At 69.5% G+C, this 19,534-nt stretch carries 19 protein-coding genes and 3 tRNA genes; 8 read left to right on the forward strand and 14 right to left on the reverse strand.

What is annotated here, in order from left to right; genetic code table 11:
• Nucleotides 1–180: 180 nt before the first annotated feature.
• The 4 genes from ACWIGI_RS02620 to ACWIGI_RS02635 form a co-directional block, all read right to left on the reverse strand.
• Entirely contained in the window at nucleotides 181–2,142 is a 1,962-nt protein-coding gene (locus ACWIGI_RS02620; protein WP_454200602.1) for an ABC transporter ATP-binding protein, read from the reverse strand.
• Entirely contained in the window at nucleotides 2,139–3,872 is a 1,734-nt protein-coding gene (locus tag ACWIGI_RS02625; RefSeq protein ID WP_454200603.1) for an ABC transporter ATP-binding protein, read from the reverse strand. The genes ACWIGI_RS02620 and ACWIGI_RS02625 overlap by 4 nt, the downstream gene beginning before the upstream one ends.
• 62 nt (nucleotides 3,873–3,934) lie before the next feature.
• Nucleotides 3,935–4,450, reverse strand: a complete 516-nt coding sequence (locus ACWIGI_RS02630) for an RrF2 family transcriptional regulator (RefSeq protein WP_454200604.1) — start codon at nucleotides 4,448–4,450, stop codon at nucleotides 3,935–3,937.
• 34 nt (nucleotides 4,451–4,484) lie between these two features.
• Nucleotides 4,485–5,069 carry a TetR/AcrR family transcriptional regulator gene (locus ACWIGI_RS02635; RefSeq protein WP_454200605.1) on the reverse strand — a complete coding sequence of 195 codons (585 nt, stop codon included), beginning with the start codon at nucleotides 5,067–5,069 and terminating at the stop codon, nucleotides 4,485–4,487.
• A 202-nt stretch (nucleotides 5,070–5,271) separates the two neighbouring features.
• On the opposite strand from ACWIGI_RS02635, the gene ACWIGI_RS02640 reads away from it, so the two are divergent.
• Nucleotides 5,272–7,578: an MMPL family transporter gene (locus tag ACWIGI_RS02640; protein ID WP_454200606.1), complete on the forward strand. Its 2,307-nt coding sequence runs from the start codon at nucleotides 5,272–5,274 to the stop codon at nucleotides 7,576–7,578.
• An 82-nt stretch (nucleotides 7,579–7,660) separates the two neighbouring features.
• On the opposite strand, the gene acpM is transcribed toward ACWIGI_RS02640, so the two are convergent.
• Entirely contained in the window at nucleotides 7,661–7,972 is a 312-nt protein-coding gene (gene acpM / locus ACWIGI_RS02645) for a meromycolate extension acyl carrier protein AcpM (RefSeq protein ID WP_454200607.1), read from the reverse strand.
• Nucleotides 7,973–8,043: 71 nt separating this feature from the next.
• Between acpM and ACWIGI_RS02650 the strand changes: the two genes are divergently transcribed.
• Nucleotides 8,044–8,964: a MerR family transcriptional regulator gene (locus ACWIGI_RS02650; protein WP_454200608.1), complete on the forward strand. Its 921-nt coding sequence runs from the start codon at nucleotides 8,044–8,046 to the stop codon at nucleotides 8,962–8,964.
• Nucleotides 8,965–9,001: 37 nt separating this feature from the next.
• Here the strand turns inward: ACWIGI_RS02650 and ACWIGI_RS02655 are convergent, their stop codons facing one another.
• The 4 genes from ACWIGI_RS02655 to ACWIGI_RS02670 form a co-directional block, all read right to left on the reverse strand.
• Nucleotides 9,002–9,541: a hypothetical protein gene (locus tag ACWIGI_RS02655; RefSeq protein WP_454200609.1), complete on the reverse strand. Its 540-nt coding sequence runs from the start codon at nucleotides 9,539–9,541 to the stop codon at nucleotides 9,002–9,004.
• Nucleotides 9,542–9,787: 246 nt separating this feature from the next.
• A tRNA-Ser gene (locus tag ACWIGI_RS02660) sits at nucleotides 9,788–9,875 on the reverse strand.
• 54 nt (nucleotides 9,876–9,929) lie between these two features.
• Nucleotides 9,930–10,385: a nucleoside deaminase gene (locus ACWIGI_RS02665; protein ID WP_454200610.1), complete on the reverse strand. Its 456-nt coding sequence runs from the start codon at nucleotides 10,383–10,385 to the stop codon at nucleotides 9,930–9,932.
• 8 nt (nucleotides 10,386–10,393) lie between these two features.
• Nucleotides 10,394–10,933, reverse strand: coding sequence for a tRNA adenosine deaminase-associated protein (locus ACWIGI_RS02670; RefSeq protein WP_454200611.1), 540 nt, complete (start codon nucleotides 10,931–10,933; stop codon nucleotides 10,394–10,396).
• A gap of 58 nt (nucleotides 10,934–10,991) precedes the next feature.
• Here ACWIGI_RS02670 and ACWIGI_RS02675 point away from each other — a divergent pair, with 58 nt between their 5' ends.
• Nucleotides 10,992–11,939: a prephenate dehydrogenase gene (locus ACWIGI_RS02675; RefSeq protein WP_454200612.1), complete on the forward strand. Its 948-nt coding sequence runs from the start codon at nucleotides 10,992–10,994 to the stop codon at nucleotides 11,937–11,939.
• A gap of 16 nt (nucleotides 11,940–11,955) precedes the next feature.
• Here ACWIGI_RS02675 and ACWIGI_RS02680 read toward each other — a convergent pair whose 3' ends face one another.
• Complete coding sequence (locus ACWIGI_RS02680) at nucleotides 11,956–12,558, reverse strand: putative glycolipid-binding domain-containing protein (RefSeq protein WP_454200613.1); 603 nt, start codon at nucleotides 12,556–12,558, stop codon at nucleotides 11,956–11,958.
• Between the two features lie 166 nt (nucleotides 12,559–12,724).
• On the opposite strand from ACWIGI_RS02680, the gene ACWIGI_RS02685 reads away from it, so the two are divergent.
• From ACWIGI_RS02685 to ACWIGI_RS02700, 4 genes are all read left to right on the forward strand, one after another.
• Nucleotides 12,725–13,867, forward strand: coding sequence for a DNA cytosine methyltransferase (locus tag ACWIGI_RS02685; RefSeq protein WP_454201009.1), 1,143 nt, complete (start codon nucleotides 12,725–12,727; stop codon nucleotides 13,865–13,867).
• A 135-nt stretch (nucleotides 13,868–14,002) separates the two neighbouring features.
• Complete coding sequence (locus ACWIGI_RS02690; RefSeq protein WP_454200614.1) at nucleotides 14,003–14,488, forward strand: very short patch repair endonuclease; 486 nt, start codon at nucleotides 14,003–14,005, stop codon at nucleotides 14,486–14,488.
• A gap of 22 nt (nucleotides 14,489–14,510) precedes the next feature.
• On the forward strand, nucleotides 14,511–15,254 hold the full coding sequence (locus tag ACWIGI_RS02695; protein WP_454200615.1) for a DUF998 domain-containing protein: 744 nt from the start codon (nucleotides 14,511–14,513) through the stop codon (nucleotides 15,252–15,254).
• Complete coding sequence (locus tag ACWIGI_RS02700) at nucleotides 15,251–15,967, forward strand: maleylpyruvate isomerase family mycothiol-dependent enzyme (RefSeq protein ID WP_454200616.1); 717 nt, start codon at nucleotides 15,251–15,253, stop codon at nucleotides 15,965–15,967. Before ACWIGI_RS02695 ends, ACWIGI_RS02700 begins: the two co-directional genes overlap by 4 nt.
• A gap of 141 nt (nucleotides 15,968–16,108) precedes the next feature.
• Here ACWIGI_RS02700 and ACWIGI_RS02705 read toward each other — a convergent pair.
• From ACWIGI_RS02705 to ACWIGI_RS02715, 3 genes are all read right to left on the reverse strand, one after another.
• A tRNA-Arg gene (locus tag ACWIGI_RS02705) sits at nucleotides 16,109–16,181 on the reverse strand.
• A 40-nt stretch (nucleotides 16,182–16,221) separates the two neighbouring features.
• Nucleotides 16,222–16,311, reverse strand: a tRNA-Ser gene (locus tag ACWIGI_RS02710).
• Between the two features lie 88 nt (nucleotides 16,312–16,399).
• Complete coding sequence (locus tag ACWIGI_RS02715; RefSeq protein WP_454200617.1) at nucleotides 16,400–17,131, reverse strand: dienelactone hydrolase family protein; 732 nt, start codon at nucleotides 17,129–17,131, stop codon at nucleotides 16,400–16,402.
• 215 nt (nucleotides 17,132–17,346) lie between these two features.
• Between ACWIGI_RS02715 and hisC the strand changes: the two genes are divergently transcribed.
• On the forward strand, nucleotides 17,347–18,420 hold the full coding sequence (gene hisC / locus ACWIGI_RS02720; protein ID WP_454200618.1) for a histidinol-phosphate transaminase: 1,074 nt from the start codon (nucleotides 17,347–17,349) through the stop codon (nucleotides 18,418–18,420).
• A 48-nt stretch (nucleotides 18,421–18,468) separates the two neighbouring features.
• Here the strand turns inward: hisC and ACWIGI_RS02725 are convergent, their stop codons facing one another.
• Entirely contained in the window at nucleotides 18,469–19,527 is a 1,059-nt protein-coding gene (locus tag ACWIGI_RS02725) for an alpha/beta hydrolase (RefSeq protein ID WP_454200619.1), read from the reverse strand.
• Nucleotides 19,528–19,534 lie beyond the last annotated feature (7 nt).

Here is a 19,534-nt window from a genome sequence, read left to right on the forward strand (position 1 = left end):
GCAGCCCGGTTCTTCCCTCCCTCCGCTCCTCCGCTTCGCTCCCCCGCTCCACTCAGTCCAGAACCGGGCGGGCCGCGAACTGCGAGGTTGGGGTTCCCAGGGCAACAGAGTTGCTCTCGAGGCACCCCGCGCGAACGGCCCCCGCCCGCACTTGTGTGTGCGGGCCGTCCGCCCGAAGCCTCAGGACTTGGTCAGCTCCACCGACTCGGCCGGTTCGTCGTCCTCCTCGATCGCCGCGGCGAACTGCGCCTGGTACAGGCGGTAGTACGGGCCGTGGTTGGCCAGCAGCCGATCGTGCGTCCCCGTCTCGACGATGTGCCCCTTCTCCATGACGACGATGAGGTCGGCGTCGCGGATGGTCGAGAGCCGGTGCGCGATCACGAAGCTCGTGCGATCGCGGCGCAGCGCCGCCATGGCGTGCTGCACCAGCAGCTCGGTGCGGGTGTCGACCGAGCTGGTCGCCTCGTCCAGGATGAGGATCGACGGCTTGGCCAGGAACGCGCGCGCGATGGTGATGAGCTGCTTCTCGCCGGCGCTGACGCCCGAGCCCTCCTCGTCGATCATGGTCTCGTAGCCGTGCGGCAGCGCGTGCACGAAGCGGTCCACATACGCCGCCCGCGCGGCCTCGATGATCTCCGCCTCGGAGGCGTTCGGATTGCCGTAGGCGATGTTCTCCCGGATCGTGCCGCCGAACAGCCAGGTGTCCTGCAGCACCATGCCCATGCGCGAGCGCAGTTGATCGCGGCTGATACGCGTGATGTCGACGCCGTCGATGGTGATGGCGCCGGAGTCGACCTCGTAGAACCGCATGAGCAGGTTCACCAGCGTGGTCTTGCCCGCACCGGTCGGACCGACGATGGCCACCACGTGACCGGGCTCGGCGACCAGCGACAGGCCCTCGATGATCGGCGTCTCGGGCTCGTACCGGAAGGACACGTTCTCGAAGGCCACCCGGCCCCGATCCAGCGGTCGCGGGTCCTCGATCTCGGGATCGGGGATCTGCTCGTCGGCGTCCAGGATCTCGAAGATCCGCTCGGCCGAGGCCACGCCCGACTGCAGCAGATTGATCATGGAACCGATCTGCGTGAGCGGCTGGGTGAAGCCGCGCGAGTACTGGATGAACGCCTGCACCTCGCCCAGGGACAGCTGGCCCGAGGCCACCCGCAGCCCGCCGACCACGGCGATCAGCACGTAGTTCAGGTTCCCCAGGAACATGATGGTCGGCATGATCAGGCCGGAGATGAACTGGGACTTGAACGAAGCCTGATACAGCTTGTCGTTGGTCTCGTCGAAACGCTGCCCGACCTCGCGCACGCGGCCGAACGCGCTCACGACCTCGTGCCCGGTGAACGCCTCCTCGACCTGCGCGTTGACCTCACCGGTGGTCTTCCACTGATCGACGAAGTGCGGCTTGGAACGCTTGGCGATCAGGGCGGTGGCGATGACGGCCAGCGGCACCGTCGCCAGCGCGATCAGCGCCAGCAGCCACGAGATCCAGAACATCATGCCCAGAATGCCGATGACCGACAGCACCGAGATGAGCAGCTGACTCATGGTCTGCGACAGCGATTGCGCCACATTGTCGACGTCGTTGGTGACGCGGCTGAGCACGTCGCCGCGCGGGGCGGCGTCGAAGTAGCTCAGCGGCAGGCGATGGATCTTCTCCTCGATCTCGTTGCGCAGCCGCTTGACCGTCCGGTTGATGACGACGTTGAGCAGGTACGCCTCGAGCCAGCCGAAGACCGACGAGCCGATGTACAGCGCCAGCACGAGGGCCAGGACGTTGCCGACGGCGTGGAAGTCCACGCCGACACCGGGAATCACGTTCATGCTGGCGAGCATGTCGGCGAAGGTGTTGTCGCCGTTCGCGCGCAGCGACTCGACGGCCTGGTCCTTGGTGGTGCCCGGCGGCAGGCCCTGGCCGAGCTGTTTGCCGACCACGCCGTCGAAGATGAGGTTGGTGGCCCGGCCCAGGATCTGCGGACCCAGCGTGTTGAGCACCACCGAGGCCACGGCGAGCACGAAAACGATTGTCAGATAGAAGCGTTCGGGCGCCAGCCGGCGTAGCAGCCGCTTCAGCGAGGGACCGAACGACCGCGCCTTGGCATCGGGCGCACCGGGATTCGGGGCTCCGGGCCTCATCGCACTTCCTCCGCGCTGAACTGCGACTCCACGATTTCCCTGTACTCCGAACAGTCCCTGAGCAATTGCTCGTGGGTGCCGATGCCGGCCATCGCGCCGTCCTCGAGCACCACGATCTGATCCGCGTCCCGAACGGTCGAGATGCGCTGCGCCACGATGATCACCGCGGCGTCCGCGGTCTCGGGCCGCAGCGCGTCCCGCACCCGTACGTCGGTGGCGACGTCCAGCGCGGAGAAGCAGTCGTCGAACAGGTAGACGCGCGGTTTGCGCACCAGCGCGCGGGCGATGGCCAGGCGCTGCCGCTGTCCGCCCGATACCGTCGTACCACCCTGCGCGACAGGGGTTTCCAGCCCCTGCGGCATCTCCCGCACGAAGTCCGCGGCCTGCGCTATCTCCAGCGCGTGCCACAGTTCCGCGTCGGTCGCGTCCGGCTTGCCGTAGCGCAGGTTCGAGCCGATCGTGCCGGAGAACAGATACGCCTTCTGCGGGACCAGGCCGATCTGATTGCGCAGCAGCTCCAGATCGAGATGGCGCACGTCGGTGCCGCCGACGTAGACCGCGCCGTCGGTGACGTCGATCAGTCGCGGGATCAGATTGACCAGCGTGGTCTTGCCCGATCCGGTCGCGCCGACGATGGCGGTGGTCGTGCCCGGCTCGGCGCGGAAGCGGATCGCGCGCAGCACCGGCTTCTCCGCACCCGGGAACTTGAACTCCGCGAAACCCAGTTCCACCGCGGCCGGATCGTCCCGGAACGGCTGCGGCTCTTGCGGTTCGGCCACCGAGGACTCGGTCTCGAGCACCGCGGCGATGCGCTCGGCGGAGACCGTCGCGCGCGGGGCCATCATGGCCAGGAACGAGGCCATCATGACCGCCGTCAGGATCTGCATGATGTAGGACAGCATCGCGGTGAGCGAGCCGATCTGCATGGTGCCGTCGTCGACCGCGTGGCCGCCGAACCAGATGACCCCGACCGCGGTGACGTTGGAGATCAGCATGACCAGCGGGAACATCAGCGCCATGTAGCGGCCCACGAACAGCGACTGCTCGGTCAGCTCGGAGTTCGCGACGCCGAACCGCCACGCCTCCTGGCGTTCGCGCACGAAGGCCCGGACCACGCGGATACCCGTGATCTGTTCGCGCAGCACCCGATTGACCACGTCGATGCGCTCCTGCATGCGCCGGAAACCGGGCACCATGCGGGTGATGATGAAGGCCATCGACAACCCGAGCGCCGGCACCGCGATGAGCAGCAGCCACGACAGCGCCATGCTCTCGCGCAGCGCCATGACGATGCCGCCGACGCACATGATGGGCGCCATCACCAGGATGGTCGCGCTCATCAGGATGAGCAGCTGCACCTGCTGGACGTCGTTGGTGTTGCGGGTGATGAGCGAGGGCGCGCCGAAGACGCCGACCTCGCGCGCGGAGAAGGTGCCGACCCGGTGCAGCAGGGCCGCGCGCATATCGCGGCCCGCACCCATCGCCGCCTGCGAGCCCAGGAAGACCGACAGGCCCTGGGCGATGATCTGCACGCCGGTGACCCCGAGCATGAGCAGCCCGGTGCTCCAGATGTAGCCGATATCGCCCTTGGTCACGCCGTCGTCGATGATGTCGGCGTTGAGGCTCGGCAGGTAGAGCATGGCGATGACCGAGATCAGCTGAAGCACTACGACCCCCGCCAGCTGGGGGCGGTAGGGCGCCAGATAGGTGCGGAGAAGTCTGATCAACATGATATTCGCAGGCTACCGGTAGGGGGTGCGGCCCGGAACGATGGTTTCGCGCGCGCCCGTGGCTATATGTCCGATTGGTCCAGATCGGGCCAACTCTGCGCGGCGTTCCCGCCGGTCGCCCTCGTGCGGCGCGTCCACGCGTCCGGATCGTGCAGCAGCTCGTCCAGGAAGGACGGAAGCAGATCGTGCGCGATGTCGGCGATGGTCACCCGTTCCAGTACGGAACGGATGTTCACCCGCAGGCCGATCCACACCCGCTGCAGGGGTTCGGCCGCACCCGCGTAGTCCACGTCCTCGGGCCGCTGCCCGCGCACCGAGGCCAGCGGGCCCTCGACCGCGCGGATGACGTCGGCGATGCTGATCTGGGCGGCCGGACGGCCGAGGCGATACCCGCCGTCGGGACCGCGGCGGCTGGTGACCAGACCGCCCTTGCGCAGATCGGACACCACCGATTCCAGCACCTTGGGCGGGATGTCCTGCGCGTGCGAGATGGCGTCGGCCTTCACCGAATCCGACTGCGCCTTCGCGATTTCCACGAGGGTGCGCACCGCGTAGTCAACCTTCGCGGTGATGTGCACGGGTCCCCCTCACGAAACGAGTCGTCACTTTCTATCACTCCGGGCGCAGCACGCCGAGTGCGGCGTCGAGCAATACACGTTCGATGAGATCGGAGGAGGCGTCGGGCACGCTGTCGCCCGAGACCAGGGCCGCACCCAGCACCTGAACCGCGGCGTGCGCGCGCAGCACCGCCTCGTCACCGGCGGCGGGGCCGGCCAGCCAGGTGCACAGGCGGCGGCTCATCTCGATCAGATCCGGGTAGCGGTCCCCGAGCGCGTTGAGGATGGCGACGGTGTCGCGCATGCAGAGGGTGCCCGCGGTGCGGTGACTCAGGCTCGACCGCAGATGTTCGGTGAGCACGGCCCGCACGTTGTCGACGGAATAGGAACGCGCGTCCAGGCTTTCGACCAGGGTCCGCATGTCGTCGACGACGGGCTCGATGATCGCTTCGAGCAGATCGACCTTGGAGGCGTAGTGATAGTAGAGGGAGGCTTTTGTGATTCCCACCGCATCCGCGACCTCGCGCAGGCTGCTCTGCTCGAAACCTTTGCTGGCAAATAGCTCGATCGCAGCGTCCCGAATAGCGATTTTCGTGCTTCTACCTGCGGTGACAGTATTCGCCGCGCTTCGGACCACCATCCGATCATCCTCTCACCACATGCCGGGGAGCGAGCATCGTCGCTCATAATCGAGGTTGTTCCTCCGCTTAACTCCTCGGTAGTCTACCTACCGCACGGTAGGCAAATTTTCATGTGGAGGCGGGGAGCGTACCGACAAAGCTCCCGCGGCAGTGCTGTCTACCGCACATCAGCACAAACACCAGCGCCCAGGAGAACCCGTCGTGTCCGTATACCTGTACCGGTGGGGCAAATTCGCCTTCCGCCGCAAATGGATCGTCCTGCCCGTATGGCTCGTACTGTTCGTTCTGCTCGGCGGCCTCGGCGGGCAGCTGAAAGAACCGATGAGCAATGACTTCAGCATGCCGGAGCTGCCGTCCGCTCGTGCCAACGAAATTCTCGACAAGCACTTCCCGGGCGCCTCGGAGGCGTTCAAGTTCGAGGCCGTGACCGGCACCTACGTCATTCAGGCGCCCGAGGGGCAGAAGCTCACCGACAAGAAGAACGTCGACGAGATCAACGCCCTGATCACCCGGATCAGCGAGCTCGGCATCGTCGCCAAGGACAAGCCGATCGCGAACCCGGTCACCGAGGCGCGGGAGATGGGCTGCCTCGTGGACAAGCCCGACCTGTCCAAGTGCACCGCCGCGCCGCTGAACGTGCTCAACGCCGACCAGCCGAACACGGTCGCGACGCTGAACGTTCCGTTCACCATCGCCAAGTTCAACGACATCACCGACGAGAACCGCGAACAGGCCTACGACGTGGCCCAGGTCGCGCGGGACAACGGCCTGACCGTGGAGCTGTCCGGCTCCATCGCCATGTCGCAGGAACAGCCCAGCGGTAAGTCCGAGCTGATCGGCATGGCCGTCGCGCTGGTGGTCATGATGATCGCCTTCGGCGCGATCGTCGCCTCGTTCGTCCCGATCGTCACCGCCATCATCGGACTCGGCGCGGCCACCTCCCTGATCTTCGTCGGCACCTCGATCATCGAGGTCCCGAGCTTCACCACCTTCCTCGCCTCGATGATCGGCATCGCGCTGTCCATCGACTACGCGCTGTTCATCGTCTCCAGATACAAATCCGAACTGGCCGTGCAGGATTCACCCGAGGAAGCCGCGGGCGTCGCCCTGGGCACCGCGGGTTCGGCGGTAGTGTTCGCCGGTCTGACCGTCATCATCGCCCTCGGCGGCTTGAGCATGGTCGGCGTCGAGTTCATGACCTTCATGGGTCTGGGCGGCGCCATCGCGGCCGCGTTCGCGGTGCTGACCGCCATCACGCTGATGCCGGCGCTGATCGGCGCCATCGGCAACAAGCTGTTCAAGCCCAAGCTGCCGCTGGTCGCCAAGCACGACACCGAGGACGACAACTACGTCAGCAACGGCACCCGCTTCGCCCGCCTGATCGCCAAGGCCCCCGCGCTGACGCTGGGTCTGAGCGTGATCGTGCTGGGTCTGCTGGCCGCCCCGGCCGCCGGCCTGCAGCTCGGCCTGCCGGGCGATGACAGCCTGCCCACCACGAGCACCGTCCGCAAGGCGTACGACGTGCGCACCGAGGGCTTCGGCGAAGGCAGCAACGGCGTGCTCATGGTCGTGGTCGACCTCGCCGACGTCGCGCCGGACCAGCGCGAGCCCGCGGTGAACGCGCTGCGCGAGAAGCTCGAGGGCTACTCGGGCATGGCGTACGTGACCGAGCCGCAGCTCAGCAAGGACGGCGCGGGCGCGATGCTCAACGCGGTGCCCGAGCGCGGCCCGAACAACCAGGACACCAAGGATCTGGTGGCCGAGGCCCGCGACGCGGAAAGCACTCTCGCCGAACAGTTCCCGGGCATGGCCTACGGCATCACCGGCACCACCGCCATCTACGCCGACGTCGACCACGTGCTGCTGAGCAAGATCGTTCCGTACCTGGCGCTCGTCGCCGGCGCGGCCTTCATCCTGCTCATCCTGGTGTTCCGGTCCATCCTGGTACCGCTCACCGCCGCGCTCGGCTTCCTGCTCTCGATGGCGGCCACCTTCGGCGCGACGGTGCTCATCTTCCAGGAGGGCGCGCTCGGCCTGATCTCCGATCCGCACCCGCTGGTGTCGTTCCTGCCGATCATGTTGATCGGCTTGGTCTTCGGCCTGGCCATGGACTACCAGGTGTTCCTGGTGACCCGCATGCGCGAGGAGTTCGTGCACGGCAAGTCGCCGAAGGAAGCCATGATCAGCGGTTACCACCACGGCGCCCGCGTGGTCGCCTCGGCGGCGATCATCATGATCTCGGTCTTCGGCTCCTTCATGATGGAGTCCGATCCCACCGCCAAGACCTTCGGCTTCGCCCTGGCCGCGGGCGTGCTGCTGGACGCCTTCATCGTCCGCATGATCCTGATCCCGTCGCTGCTGGTCCTGATGGGCAAGTGGGCGTGGTGGATTCCGGCGTGGCTGGATCGCATCCTGCCGGACATCGACGTCGAGGGCACCAAGCTGCGCGAACTCCAGCGCAAGCCCGACGCCGTCGTGCTGGAGAAGGATCCGGCCCCGGTCGGCTGATAGCGACAACCGAAAACCACTCGGCCCCCGTCCTTTCCGGACGGGGGCCGAGTGCCGTTTCGGATAGGCCCCGACGCGCACGCTATCGATCGAGCTGTCCCCGATCGAGTTTCGCCGCCATCCGCGCCGCCAGCTCGGGTTCGGCCGCCGCCATGCGCTCGACGTACGCGACCGCGTCGCCCACGCCGCGCAGGCTCGCCATGTCCTCGTCGGGAATGCTCACCCCGTACCTGTCCTCCAGCTGCACGGCGATTTCCACCAGCGACAGCGAATCGATCTCCAGATCGTCGGCGAAGGACTTCTCGATCGTGACCTCGGCGGCCTCGATGCCGGTGACCTCCTCCACGATCTCGGCGATGCCGGCGATGATCTCTTCCCGGATGGTTGTGCTCACGATTTCCTTTCGGCCGTACCGGTTTCCGCCGCTACGCTAGGAACTCCAGCGGGGTGGAGGTGCAACAGCTTGTGACGGACGGCACACGGGTAACGCCGCGGATCAGCATCGGGGAACTGGCGCGCGACACCGGACTCGCGGTGCGCACCATCCGGTTCTATTGCGACGAAGGACTTCTCGACTCCGAACGCAGTTCCGGCGGGCATCGGGTCTTCGAGGCGGACACCGCGATCGAACGCCTGCGCCTGGTGCGGCGCCTGCGCGCCCTCGGACTCGGGCTGACCGCCATCGCCGCCGTACTGGGCGGCGAGGTGTCGATCGCCGAGGCGGTGGCCGCCGAAACCGCGCGGGTGGACGGCGAATTCCGGGCCCTGGCCTGGCGCCGGGCCGCGCTGCGGGCGATGGACGCGGCCGCGCCCGAACAGCGGGACGCGCGGCTCGCGCTCCTGGAACTGGCGGGCGACGGCGCGGCCGCACACGAACGGATCGTCCACTTCTGGCAGCGCGCGCTGCCCCGGATTCCCCGGCACGAGATCGACGCCTGGGTGTGCTGGAACGTCCCGGAGCCGCCCGCAGAACCGTCGGTCGCCCAGCTGCTGGACTACGCCGAACTGACCGCGCTCGCCTGCGACCCGGAGCTGAACGACGCCGTGCGGCAGCAACTCTGGCGCGCCGAACCGGCGTCGGTGCGCGATCCGCACCGGCTCTACGACGCCGTCGGCGCGGTCATGTGCGATGTCGTGCACCGCATCGCCGACGGGGTCGAACCGCGCGCGGGGGCCGAGCTGGACGACTTCGTGCGGGCACACGCGCACGCGCACGGAGAACGCGACTCACCCGCCTTTCGCGCGCGGCTGGCGGACGGGGCCGCGGACGGCGATCCGCGGGCGCGGGACTTCTGGGCGCTGACCGCCCGGCTGCTCGACGACCGGGTCACCGTGGGGACCGCGCACGGCTGGCTGCGGGCGGCGCTGGCCGGGGCCACGCGCTGACTCGGTCTCGCCCGCGGATCGATTCGCGCGCGCGGCGTCAGTCCTGCTCGCCGGGCTTGGGTTCGCGACCGGCCTCGGGCTCGGTGGCGGGGCTGATGCGGCGGGGTTTGGCCATGCGGCGGATGCCACCGAAGGACGTGGCGTCCTCACCGGATCGCTTCCGGCGGAAGGCGGTGAGATCGATGACGCCCGCGTCCTGGTCGGCGGCGGACCCGGCGGGCGCGCCGGGGGCCTCGGGTGCGGGAAAGCCGGGCGGCGGGGAAGCCGCGGGCCACCAGCCGGTCTCGCGCTGCAGTTCCGAGCGCGTCACGGGGCGGGTCGGGGCGGGATCGTAGAGCGGTACGCCGTCGGGCCGCCACGGCTGGCGGGGAGGCTGCGCGGGCTCCTCGGTCATGCGCCGGGGCCGGCGGGGCAGGCGGGTCAGCTTGGCCGCCGCGCCGTCATCGTCCGCGGCGGGCGGTTCCGGCTCGGCCGGACCGGTTTTCGCGGCCTCGAGCCGTTCGAGCTTGCGGCGTAGTCGTTCCACCGCGTCGAACCTGTTCGCGTCGGGGTCCGGTGCCGAACCCCGTCCCGGCATCTCCCACTCCGACATCGAACTAGCCGCTCGCGGGGGCCGTGGCATCGGTCGGCACCGCGGCCGCCGATACCCCGGACTGCTGTCTGAGTGTGCTGATCGTCTTCGTCATGTCCGTATTCTCCCTCAGCCCGGCGACACCGGAGTTTCCGCCGATCCGAGCGATCGGGTTCCGCGCCGAAATCGGGCATCCGGCATCCAGCATAGGAAAAGCCCCCCACCTGGCCAGCAGGTGAGGGGCTTTCGCAGCGGTGGCGGAGGGATTTGAACCCTCGGAGGGGGGTTACCCCTCACACGCTTTCGAGGCGTGCTCCTTAGGCCGCTCGGACACGCCACCGCCGGTGACTTTACCGGACCGGGCCGCGAATACCGAAATCGGCTGGAGAGAGGGCTAAAGACGCTGCGATCGGAAGAAATCGTCCAGGAGAGAGACGCATTCGGCTTCCAGGATTCCGCCGCGCACCTGAGGCCGATGGTTGAGACGTCGGTCACGCACCACGTCCCAGAGCGAACCGACGGCGCCGGTCTTGGGTTCCCAGGCGCCGAAGACGAGTTTGCCCACGCGGGACAGCACCAGCGCGCCCGCGCACATCGTGCAGGGCTCGAGGGTCACCGCGAGGGTCGCCCCTTCCAGCCGCCAGCCGTCGCCGGCGACCCGCGCGGCCGCGCGCAGGGCCAGCACCTCGGCGTGCGCGGTGGGATCGCCCAGGGCCTCGCGGGCGTTGGCCGCGCGCGCGAGTTCGGTGCCGTCGGCGGCGAACACGACCGCGCCGACCGGCACGTCACGATCACCCGCGGCGGCCGCGGCGGCGATGGCGGCGCGGATCATCTCCTCGTCGGAGCGCATGGGCGTGCTCAGCGCGGGAGTTTGTCCAGCACGGCCGACAGCTCGTTCGCGAAGCCGAGACGCTGGGCGATCATGCCGAGCTGTTCGTCCGGGTAGAGGTCGGTCTCGGCGAGGATGACGCTCAGCACCGGTTCGGGCAGGCCGAGGTCGGACAGCACGCCGAGATCGCCCTCCTCCCACGGATCGATGTCGTCGAGTTCGTCCGGATCGATGTCCGGGATCTCGATGTTCAGTTCCTCGAGGACATCGGCGGCGATGTCGTAGTCGATCGCCGCGGTCGCGTCCGAGAGCAGGATGCGGCTGCCGGTGGGACCCGGTCGCAGGATGACGAAGAACTCGTCGTCGATATCGAGCAGGCCGAATACCGCGCCGGAGGCCCGCAGCTCCCGGATCTCGTCCTCGGCCGCGGACAGACTGTGCAGCGCCGCCGCGCTGAGCGGCGTCACCTTCCAGTTGGCTTCTTCGCGGACCACCGCTACTGCGAACCCTTCCACGTCGTCGTAGTCGTCCGACGTCGCCCTGTTCGTGCTCGAGCGCTGTGCTGCCATGGGCGCAACGGTAGTCCGCTTCGGGGGAAATGTTGAAGTCGTATGCCAATCTGATCGCATGACGGGCGATCCGAAAGCTGCGGTGTGTGTCCTGGGCGCCGGTTTGATCGGCGGGTCGGTGCTGCGCGCCGCGACCGCCGCCGGATACGAGGCGTGGGGATACAACCGGTCCGAGGCGGGCGTGCGCGCCGCGCGAGCCGACGATTTCGACGTGCTCGGCGATATCGAGACGGTGCTGCGCCGGGCCGCGAAACAGGACGCCCTCATCGTCGTCGGCGTGCCGATGCCCGCGGTCGATCGGATCCTGTCCGATGTGCGGATCTTCGCGCCCGAGTGCGCGCTCACCGACGTGGTCAGCGTGAAGGCGCCGGTCGCCGCGGCCGTGCGCGCGCACGAACTCGGGGCCCGCTACGTCGGCGGGCACCCCATGGCCGGGACCAGCGAGTCGGGCTGGGCCGCCACCACCCCGGACCTGTTCCAGCGCGCCGCGTGGGCGGTGAGCGTGGACCCGGACGTGCCGCGCGACACCTGGGAGCGGGTCACCCGGCTGGCCCTGGACTGCGGGTCGGTCGTCGTGCCGGTGCTGTCGGAGGAACACGATCGCGCGGTCGCCCGGATCTCGCATCTGCCGCACGTGCTGGCCGAGGCGCTCGCCATCGCGGGCGCGAACGGCGGTCCGCTGGCCCTGGGCCTGGCGGCCGGATCGTTCCGGGACGGCACCCGCGTCGCGGGGACCGCGGCGGACCTGGTGCGAGCCATCTGCGAACCGAACGCGGCGGCCCTGCTCGACGTGCTGGACGACACCCTGCGGGTGCTGACCGACGCGCGCGAATCACTGCGCGCCACCGGAACCATCACCCAGCTCGCGGAGGCCGGGCACGACGCCCGGGTGGACTACGAGGACAACGAGCGCTTCGCCATCACCGATATTCGCCCCGGCGACCCGGATTGGCGTGAGCGCCTGGCCGACGCCGGGCGCAGCGGCGGGGTCATCGAAGCGCTCTGACTGGTTCGCGCGGGGGTCAGACCCGTTCGGCGAGACCGGGATAGTCGAGCACGAAACCGTCGGTGTCCACCGTGACGGTCGCGCTGGACACCGGCGACAGCACGTGGATGCCGTCCGCGCCGCTGCTGTAGGTGACGCTGGCCTCCTGCACCAGCAGGTCCGGCAGGCGCACGTAGACGACGGGGACCTGCACGTCCTCGCTGGCGTGCGCCAGCCCGTACCGGCGGATCGGCAGGGTGTTGAAGAAGGGGCTCAGCACGACGTCCACGTCGAGCGCGCCGCCGAAGGTGGAGCGCACGTGGGTGTTTCCCGCGTCGATGAGCCAGTAGTTCTCCTCGTCGCGGGCGATCGAGGCGTGTCTCTCCCCGGTGGCCAGGGTGCTGCGCAGCGAGAGCCGCCGCGTCACCCCGTTCTCGTCGGTGACCAGGTCGTAGGAGGCGCTGAAGGCGGGGTGCTCGGCGCATTCCCCGGCGATGATGCGGCCCGCGGCGCGAATTCGATTGCCGCTCAGCACTACCCGTACCGATTCCATCCGGGACGCGTTGTGCGCCCGCCAGGTCAGAATCGACGGCCAGGTGGCCGCCGCCGGTTTCGAGTCCTCGCTTCCGCTCTCCGTCACGCCTATCACCGTACGTGCAGGTGTACTCGGTCCGGTGACCACGCGCGGGCCGGAGTAGTCCGTTGTGCCTGGTGTTGCGGGAGAGCGGTACGGGGACACTCGAGTAACGTATTCGCGGGCATACGGGGACACAGGGTCGGAAGGGAATGTTGTGGCTGGCGCGCGGATGGTCGGGCTGTTCGCCGGGATCGGCGGACTCGAGCTCGGACTCGCCGCCCACGGCTGGCACAGCGAGCTGCTCTGTGAGATCGACGCCGGGGCGCAGGCGGTGCTCGCCGCGCGTTTTCCCGGGGTCGAGTTGCACTCGGATGTGAAGCGCCTGCGCGCGCTGCCCGCCGGCACCGAGCTGGTGGCCGCCGGCTTCCCGTGCCAGGACCTGTCCCAGGCCGGGCGGACCGCCGGAATCACCGGCGCCCGTTCGGGATTGGTGGACGAGGTGTTCCGCCTGGTACGGCGCAGACGCGGTCCGCGCTGGCTGCTGATGGAGAACGTGCCGTTCATGCTGCAGCTCGGCGGCGGCGCGGCCATGCGGCACATCACCGCCGCGCTCGAGGAGCTCGGCTACACCTGGGCGTACCGGGTGGTCGACGCCCGCGCGTTCGGGCTGCCGCAGCGCCGTCAGCGGGTGCTCATGCTGGCCTCGCGCACCGAGGATCCGCGCCCGGTGCTGTTCGGCGCGGACGCCGGGCCGCGCACGGTGGGCGATCCGGACAACGACCCGTGCGGCTTCTACTGGACCGAGGGCAACCGCGGGCTCGGCTGGGCCGTCAACGCGGTGCCGACCCTCAAGGGCGGTTCGGCGCTGGGCATCGCGAGCCCGCCCGCGGTGCGGCTGCCCTCCGGTGAGCTGGTCACGCCCGGCATCACCGACGCCGAGCGACTACAGGGCTTCGACCGGGATTGGACGACCCCCGCGCTGGAGGTGCCGGGCGTGCGGGCGGGTCATCGCTGGAAGCTGGTCGGCAACGCGGTGAGCGTGCGCATGGCCGAGTGGGTCGGCGCCCGCCTGGCCGATCCCGCCGACGACGATTTCCCCGAGGGCGCGCCGCACATCCGCCGGGCCTGGCCGGACGCGGCGTGGGGCCGTGACGGACAGGTGTACCGGGTTCCGGTGTCCACCTGGCCCGTTCACGCACCGTACGAGGATCTGCGCTGGTTCCTGGACGACGTCCGACTGCTCTCGGCGCGCGCGACCGCAGGCTTCCTGCGCCGCACCACCATGGGGACGCTGCGCTTTCCGCCGGGTTTCATCGCCGATGTGGAGAATCACCTCGATCGCATGGGCGGCTTCCCGCGCGAGGCCGCCTGACCCGCGTCTCGCGCGACCGGCCGGCACTTGCCCGGCTCCCGCGGCGCGTGTACCCAGGAGTGGCCCCCGCCGTCGCGGGGCCCGTGCACGCAGGAGCCCAATGACCCACACCCACGACCCGAGCGGCCCGGCGCGGTGAGCGCGCGTCCCGGTACCGACGCCGCGACCAGTGCGCGCATGGCCAAGCAGAAGCGGGCCGGAACCAAACCCGAGGTGGCCCTGCGGCGGGAGCTGCATCGGCGGGGCGCCCGGTACTTCGTGGATCGCGCGCCGCTGCCGAAGCTGCGCCGCCGGGCCGATCTGGTGTTCCCGCGCCGCAAGGTCGCGGTGTACGTCGACGGCTGTTTCTGGCACAGCTGTCCCGAGCACGCGACCTTCCCCAAGAACAACGCCGAGTGGTGGGCCGAGAAGCTGGCCGGGAACGTGGCCCGCGACCGCGACACCGACGCCCGGCTGGCCGCGGCGGGCTGGACGGTGGTGCGCGTGTGGGAGCACGAGCCCGCGACGGCGGCCGCCGATCTCGTCATGCGGATCGTGACCGGCGCGGCCGGGGGCGCCGCCGGCGGCGTGGGCAACAATGGAGTGACTATCGGACAGGCCGACCAGTCCGGACGGGAGTGACGCCAGCGAAAGCGAGACGGCTATGCAGCCCACCGAGCGACTACCTGCGAAAACAGACTCCACGGCGGTGGTTCCCGCCACCTCGCGCACGCGCCGCGCCCTGCAGTGGGCCGTGGTCGCGTTCATCGCCCTCGCGGGCGTCACCTACTCCTCCTGGGTGCTGGAATTCGTGCTCCCGATCGACGCCGACCCCACCGACACGTTCCTCAGCCAGCTCGCCGAGGAGGGCGCGCCCTACAACTGGGTCTTCACCACCGGCGACACCGTCACCGGCGCGCTGCTGGCCCTGGCCGGGATCGGCGGCCTGTTCCTGTTCCGCCCCCGCCGGCGCTGGTTCACCATCGGCTGGGTGGCGCTGACCTGCTTCGGCCTCGCCACCATCGCGGACGCGCAGTGGTCGCTGAAACCCGCGGACCCGAACTCCCCGCGCCCGGACGGCGGGCTGTTCCCGCAGTTGCACCAGGTGCACGCGCTCACCAGCAGCGTGTCGGTGTTCGCGATCTTCATCGCCATGGTGGCGTTCACGGTGGGCGCGTTCAAGTACCGAAAGTGGCCGGTACTGCGGCACACCGGGCTCTGGATCCTGATCGTGGGTTCGGCGGTGACGGCGTGGATGCTGATCGCCGACAACCTGCCCGGCGACTACGGCCTCGGGATAGCCCAGCGCATCCAGGTCGGCGCGATGTCGCTGTGGTTGATCGCGCTGGCTGTGCAAATCGCTGTGGCCGAACGAGATTCGCCGACTCCCGTTAGGGTCGGCTGGTGACCAGCGAAGCACCGGAACTCACCGAGATGGCCGAACAGCTCGACACCGTCGCGGCCGCGACCGCCCGCCTGCTCCACACCGCCGAACAGCTGCGCGACGCGGATCTGGTCGACCCCTCGCTCCTGCCCGGCTGGACCCGCGGCCACGTCCTGGCCCACCTGTCCCGCAACGCCGACAGCCTGGTGAACCTGCTGCTGTGGGCGCGCACCGGCATCGAAACCCCGCAGTACGCAAGCGCGTTCCTGCGCGAGGCCGACATCGAGGCGGGCGCGCCCCGGCCGCTGCGCGAACAGTTGGAGGATCTGACCGCCGCCTCCGAGCGCTGGCTGTCCCTGGCGCGCGTGCTGCCCGCCGATCGCTGGCCGACCGTGGTCCGCAATCGCGCGGGCGGTGAGATGCCCGCGACCCGGGTGCCCTGGATGCGCCTGCTGGAGGTCGAGATTCACCATGTGGACCTGAATAGTGGTTACACCCCGGCTGATTGGCCCTCGGCCTTCGTGGACACCCTTTTGCCGGTCGCGGTGGCGGACCGGGCGGCCGGCGCGGGCCCCGGCTTCACGGTGCGGGCCACCGACACCGGCTACACCGCCACGGTGGGCGAGCCCGCGACCGAGATCGCCGGCCCCGCCGCCGCCCTGGCCGCCTGGCTGATCGGCCGCCCGCCCGGCGCGGACCTCACCGGCGAGCTGCCGGACCTGACCGCCTGGAAATGAGCCCGCCGCCCCGGCGCCCGGCCGGAACGTGAGTATCGACACATTCCGGCCCCCGCGCCGAACCGCTTGCCCGGCAAGCGAGTCCGCGAGATTCCCACAACGACAAAGGTCCCGCACCTACCGGTGCGGGACCTTTTGCTGTGCGCCCGAAGGGATTCGAACCCCTAACCTTCTGATCCGTAGTCAGATGCTCTATCCGTTGAGCTACGGGCGCATGGTTATTCAGTTGGTCTTGCAGCCCGGCGAACCGGGCTTGGCGGAGGCGAGAGGATTTGAACCTCCGGTCCCCGTGAAGGGACAACTCATTAGCAGTGAGTCCCATTCGGCCGCTCTGGCACGCCTCCTGGAGCCTTCTCTTACGAGGGCGCCGGTCCTTTCGAACCGCCGGGACGAAAGATTACACAGGGGTTGACCAATAGGCAAAACGGCTGGTCAGCGCAGGTGACTGTCGAACCAATCGAAGATTCTGGCCTGCGCGTCGAGCACGCTGTCGTCCTCGCGCGCGGCCGGATCGAAACCCGGATGGTCGGGGCGGTGCGCCAGACCCGGGTAGGTGACGACCAGGGTCGCCACGTCCGCGCGGGCAGCCGAGTCGCGCAGGCGGTCGACCTCCTCGGGCGGGGTGCGCGGATCGTCGGCGCCGAAGAGCGCGAGCCAGGGGGCCTTGAGCCCGGGCGCGGCGGCCGCGAGGGCGACGGCCTGCGGGGTGAGGGGGACGTCGATCCCGGGTGCGGCGATGCTGACCGCCGCGCCCAGGCGGCGGTTGGTGGCGACCAGGGCGGCGGCGGTGCCGGCGGAGTCGAAGCCGATGACCCCGACGCAGTCCTGGAAGACCCCGCGACCGGTGAGCCATTCGAAGCAGGCGTCGAAATCGGCGAAGAGATCGGCGCCGAAAACCTGGTCGGGATACGCGCCGTTGATCGGGGCCGAGTTCGCCGAATCCGTTGCCGCTCGCGGTTCCTCCCGATGGAACAGGTCCGGCGCGATGACGGTCCAGCCGTCGTCGGCCAGCGATCGCATGAGTTCCAGCAATGGGTCGGTGAATTCGCGCGATTCGTGCAACACCACGATGCCACCGCGCGCGTAACCATCCGGTTCGATCACGGTGAGAGGCACTCCGGTCGTGTCGTGCACGGGCGCCAGATCTCGGTAAATGCCCGCCATGGAGCCAGCGTAGTTGCGCCAGATAAATTCGCGATAAATCTTTCGACAGGTGCTGGGATCCGGCGGAATTCCGCTACCGCCGATATCGCGGCAACATTTCAGCGGCGTTGCCGCGAGGATGCCGGAGCGCCCCGGCGCCACCCGCGCGGCGCCGTTCGCACCCGGTCCGAACACCACCCGGATATCGGCCGGACACCGCGACATAGGGTGGAGGGGTGAGCGCGCACATCCGTCCGGACCTCGAAGCCATTCCGGCGTACGTCGCTGGCCGCAGCAACCCCGGGGCGGTGAAGCTGGCCAGCAACGAAACCACCTTCCCGCCGCTGCCGTCGGTGGCCAAGGCCATTGCCGAGGCCGCCGAAGTCGTGAACCGGTATCCCGATAATCAGGCCGTCGAATTGCGCACGGCCATCGCGGAATTCCACGGCGTCGGGGTCGAGAACGTCGCGGCGGGTTGCGGAAGTGTCGCCATCTGCCAGGAACTGGTGCAGATCACCTGCCTGTCTCCCGAGGACGAGGTGCTGTTCGCCTGGCGCTCGTTCGAGGCGTACCCGATCGTGACCCGGGTGGCCGGGGCCAAGGCCGTGCAGGTTCCGCTGAACAGCGAGCACACCCACGATCTCGATGCCCTGGCGGCGGCGGTGACGCCGAACACCCGCGTGGTGTTCGTGTGCAACCCCAACAACCCCACCGGGACGGCGCTGGGCCAGGCCGAGCTGGCGCGCTTCCTGGATCTGGTGCCGGCGAACGTGCTGGTGGTGCTGGACGAGGCGTACTACGAATACCTGCGGCTGCCCGATCAGCCCAACGGCGTCGAACTGGGCCGGACCCGGCCGAATGTGCTGGTGCTGCGCACGTTCTCGAAGGCGTACGGCCTGGCCGGGCTGCGCGTCGGGTACGCGGTCGGCGATCCGGCGGTCATCACCGCGCTCATGAAGGTGCATATCCCCTTCAGCGTGAACCGGCTGGCGCAGGCCGCGGCCATCGCCTCCCTCGAGGCCAAGCACGAACTGCTGGAGCGGACGAACGCCGTTGTGGCCGAGCGCGATCGGATGCGCGCGGCGCTGCTGGCGGCGGGGTACCGGGTGCCCCCGAGCGAGGCGAACTTCGTCTGGCTGCCGCTCGGGGCGGACAGCGTGGCGTTCGGCGAGGCGAGCGCGGAGGCGGGCGTGCTGGTGCGGCCCTACGGCACCGACGGCGTGCGAGTCACCGCGGGCGATCCGCACGAGAACGACCAGTTCCTGGCCTTCGCCACCGATCCGGCCGTCGCGGCGCGATTCGCGGGCTGAGCGGGCCCGCCGGGTCGCGCGGACCGGCCGGCGGACGGGATCGGCGCGTTAGCCGATCCCCAGCCCCGCCGCCAGCGTCGGCCACGAGCGCGGCAGTTCCTCGGCCCAGTACGGCCAGGAATGCGTGCCGGTCAACCGCCGGTTGACCGTGGCCGGAATCCCGAGCTGCCCGAGGCGTTCGGCGAGCTGCTGGGTGCACATGTCGGAGCCCGCCTCGATCGGCCCGCCGAACATGATGGCGCTGCGCATTTCCGGGTTGGCCGGTGTGTCGTACTGCCCGGGCAGCCCGCTGCCGGAGGACAGGTAGATGGCCTTGCCGCGCAGGTGATCGGCCTGGCTCAGGACGTCGTGGGCGGCCCACGCCGGGTCCTCCGCCGGGCCGAACATGTTGTCCGGGTTACCGCCGAAGGTGCCGATCACCGCGCGGGCCTGCGCCTGGCCGAAGTCCGAACTCATTGCGTAGCAGCCACTGTGCGCCGCCACCGCGCGGTACAGGTCCGGGAAGCGCACGGCGAGCATCATGGCCGCCTCCGCGCCCATGGAGACGCCGGTGAGCGCGTTCACGCCGTTGCCGGCGAAGCGGGCGTCCAGCAGCGGCGGGAGTTCCCGAGTGAGAAAGGTCTCCCAGCGGTTGGTGCCGAGCTTCTCGTCGGGCTGCTGCCAGTCGGTGTAGTAGCTGGCGGGCCCGCCCAGGGTGAAGACCACGTTGACGTTCTTGTCGGCGAAGAAGTCCACCGCGCCGCCGAGCTGGGCCCAGTTGTTGGCGTCGGGGGCGGCGGCACGGCCGTCGAGCATGTAGACGGTCGGGCGGGGTCCGGTGCGTTCGGCGGGCAGCAGCACCTGCACGTCGACCGTGCGGGCCATGGCCGGGGACGACACCGAGACCCGGAGTAGGCGGTCCCCGATGTTCTCCACGCGGCGGATGGCGGCGCGGGTGGGGTGGGTGGGATCCAGTCCGGGTGGGGGTTCGTCGTTGGATCCGGAACCGCCGACGGGCGGGGGTTCGGCGAGCGAGAGCGGAGAGGTGAGTACCGCCGCACCGGCGAGAAGTGCGGCGCTGGCAAAGGCGCCGACGAGGCGACGCCGTACATGACGGCGGCTGTCCACCCGGCCA

This window comes from Nocardia sp. NPDC055321, from assembly GCF_053645575.1.

Coding starts and splice junctions, on each gene's coding strand:
- ACWIGI_RS02620 (WP_454200602.1), bottom strand. CDS start 2,142: ATGAGGCCCGGAGCCCCGAATCCCGGTGCGCCCGATGCCAAGGCGCGG.
- ACWIGI_RS02625 (WP_454200603.1), bottom strand. CDS start 3,872: ATGTTGATCAGACTTCTCCGCACCTATCTGGCGCCCTACCGCCCCCAG.
- ACWIGI_RS02635 (WP_454200605.1), bottom strand. CDS start 5,069: ATGGTGGTCCGAAGCGCGGCGAATACTGTCACCGCAGGTAGAAGCACG.
- ACWIGI_RS02655 (WP_454200609.1), bottom strand. CDS start 9,541: ATGCCGGGACGGGGTTCGGCACCGGACCCCGACGCGAACAGGTTCGAC.
- ACWIGI_RS02665 (WP_454200610.1), bottom strand. CDS start 10,385: ATGCGCTCCGACGAGGAGATGATCCGCGCCGCCATCGCCGCCGCGGCC.
- ACWIGI_RS02670 (WP_454200611.1), bottom strand. CDS start 10,933: ATGGCAGCACAGCGCTCGAGCACGAACAGGGCGACGTCGGACGACTAC.
- ACWIGI_RS02675 (WP_454200612.1), top strand. CDS start 10,992: ATGACGGGCGATCCGAAAGCTGCGGTGTGTGTCCTGGGCGCCGGTTTG.
- ACWIGI_RS02685 (WP_454201009.1), top strand. CDS start 12,725: ATGGTCGGGCTGTTCGCCGGGATCGGCGGACTCGAGCTCGGACTCGCC.
- ACWIGI_RS02695 (WP_454200615.1), top strand. CDS start 14,511: ATGCAGCCCACCGAGCGACTACCTGCGAAAACAGACTCCACGGCGGTG.
- ACWIGI_RS02715 (WP_454200617.1), bottom strand. CDS start 17,131: ATGGCGGGCATTTACCGAGATCTGGCGCCCGTGCACGACACGACCGGA.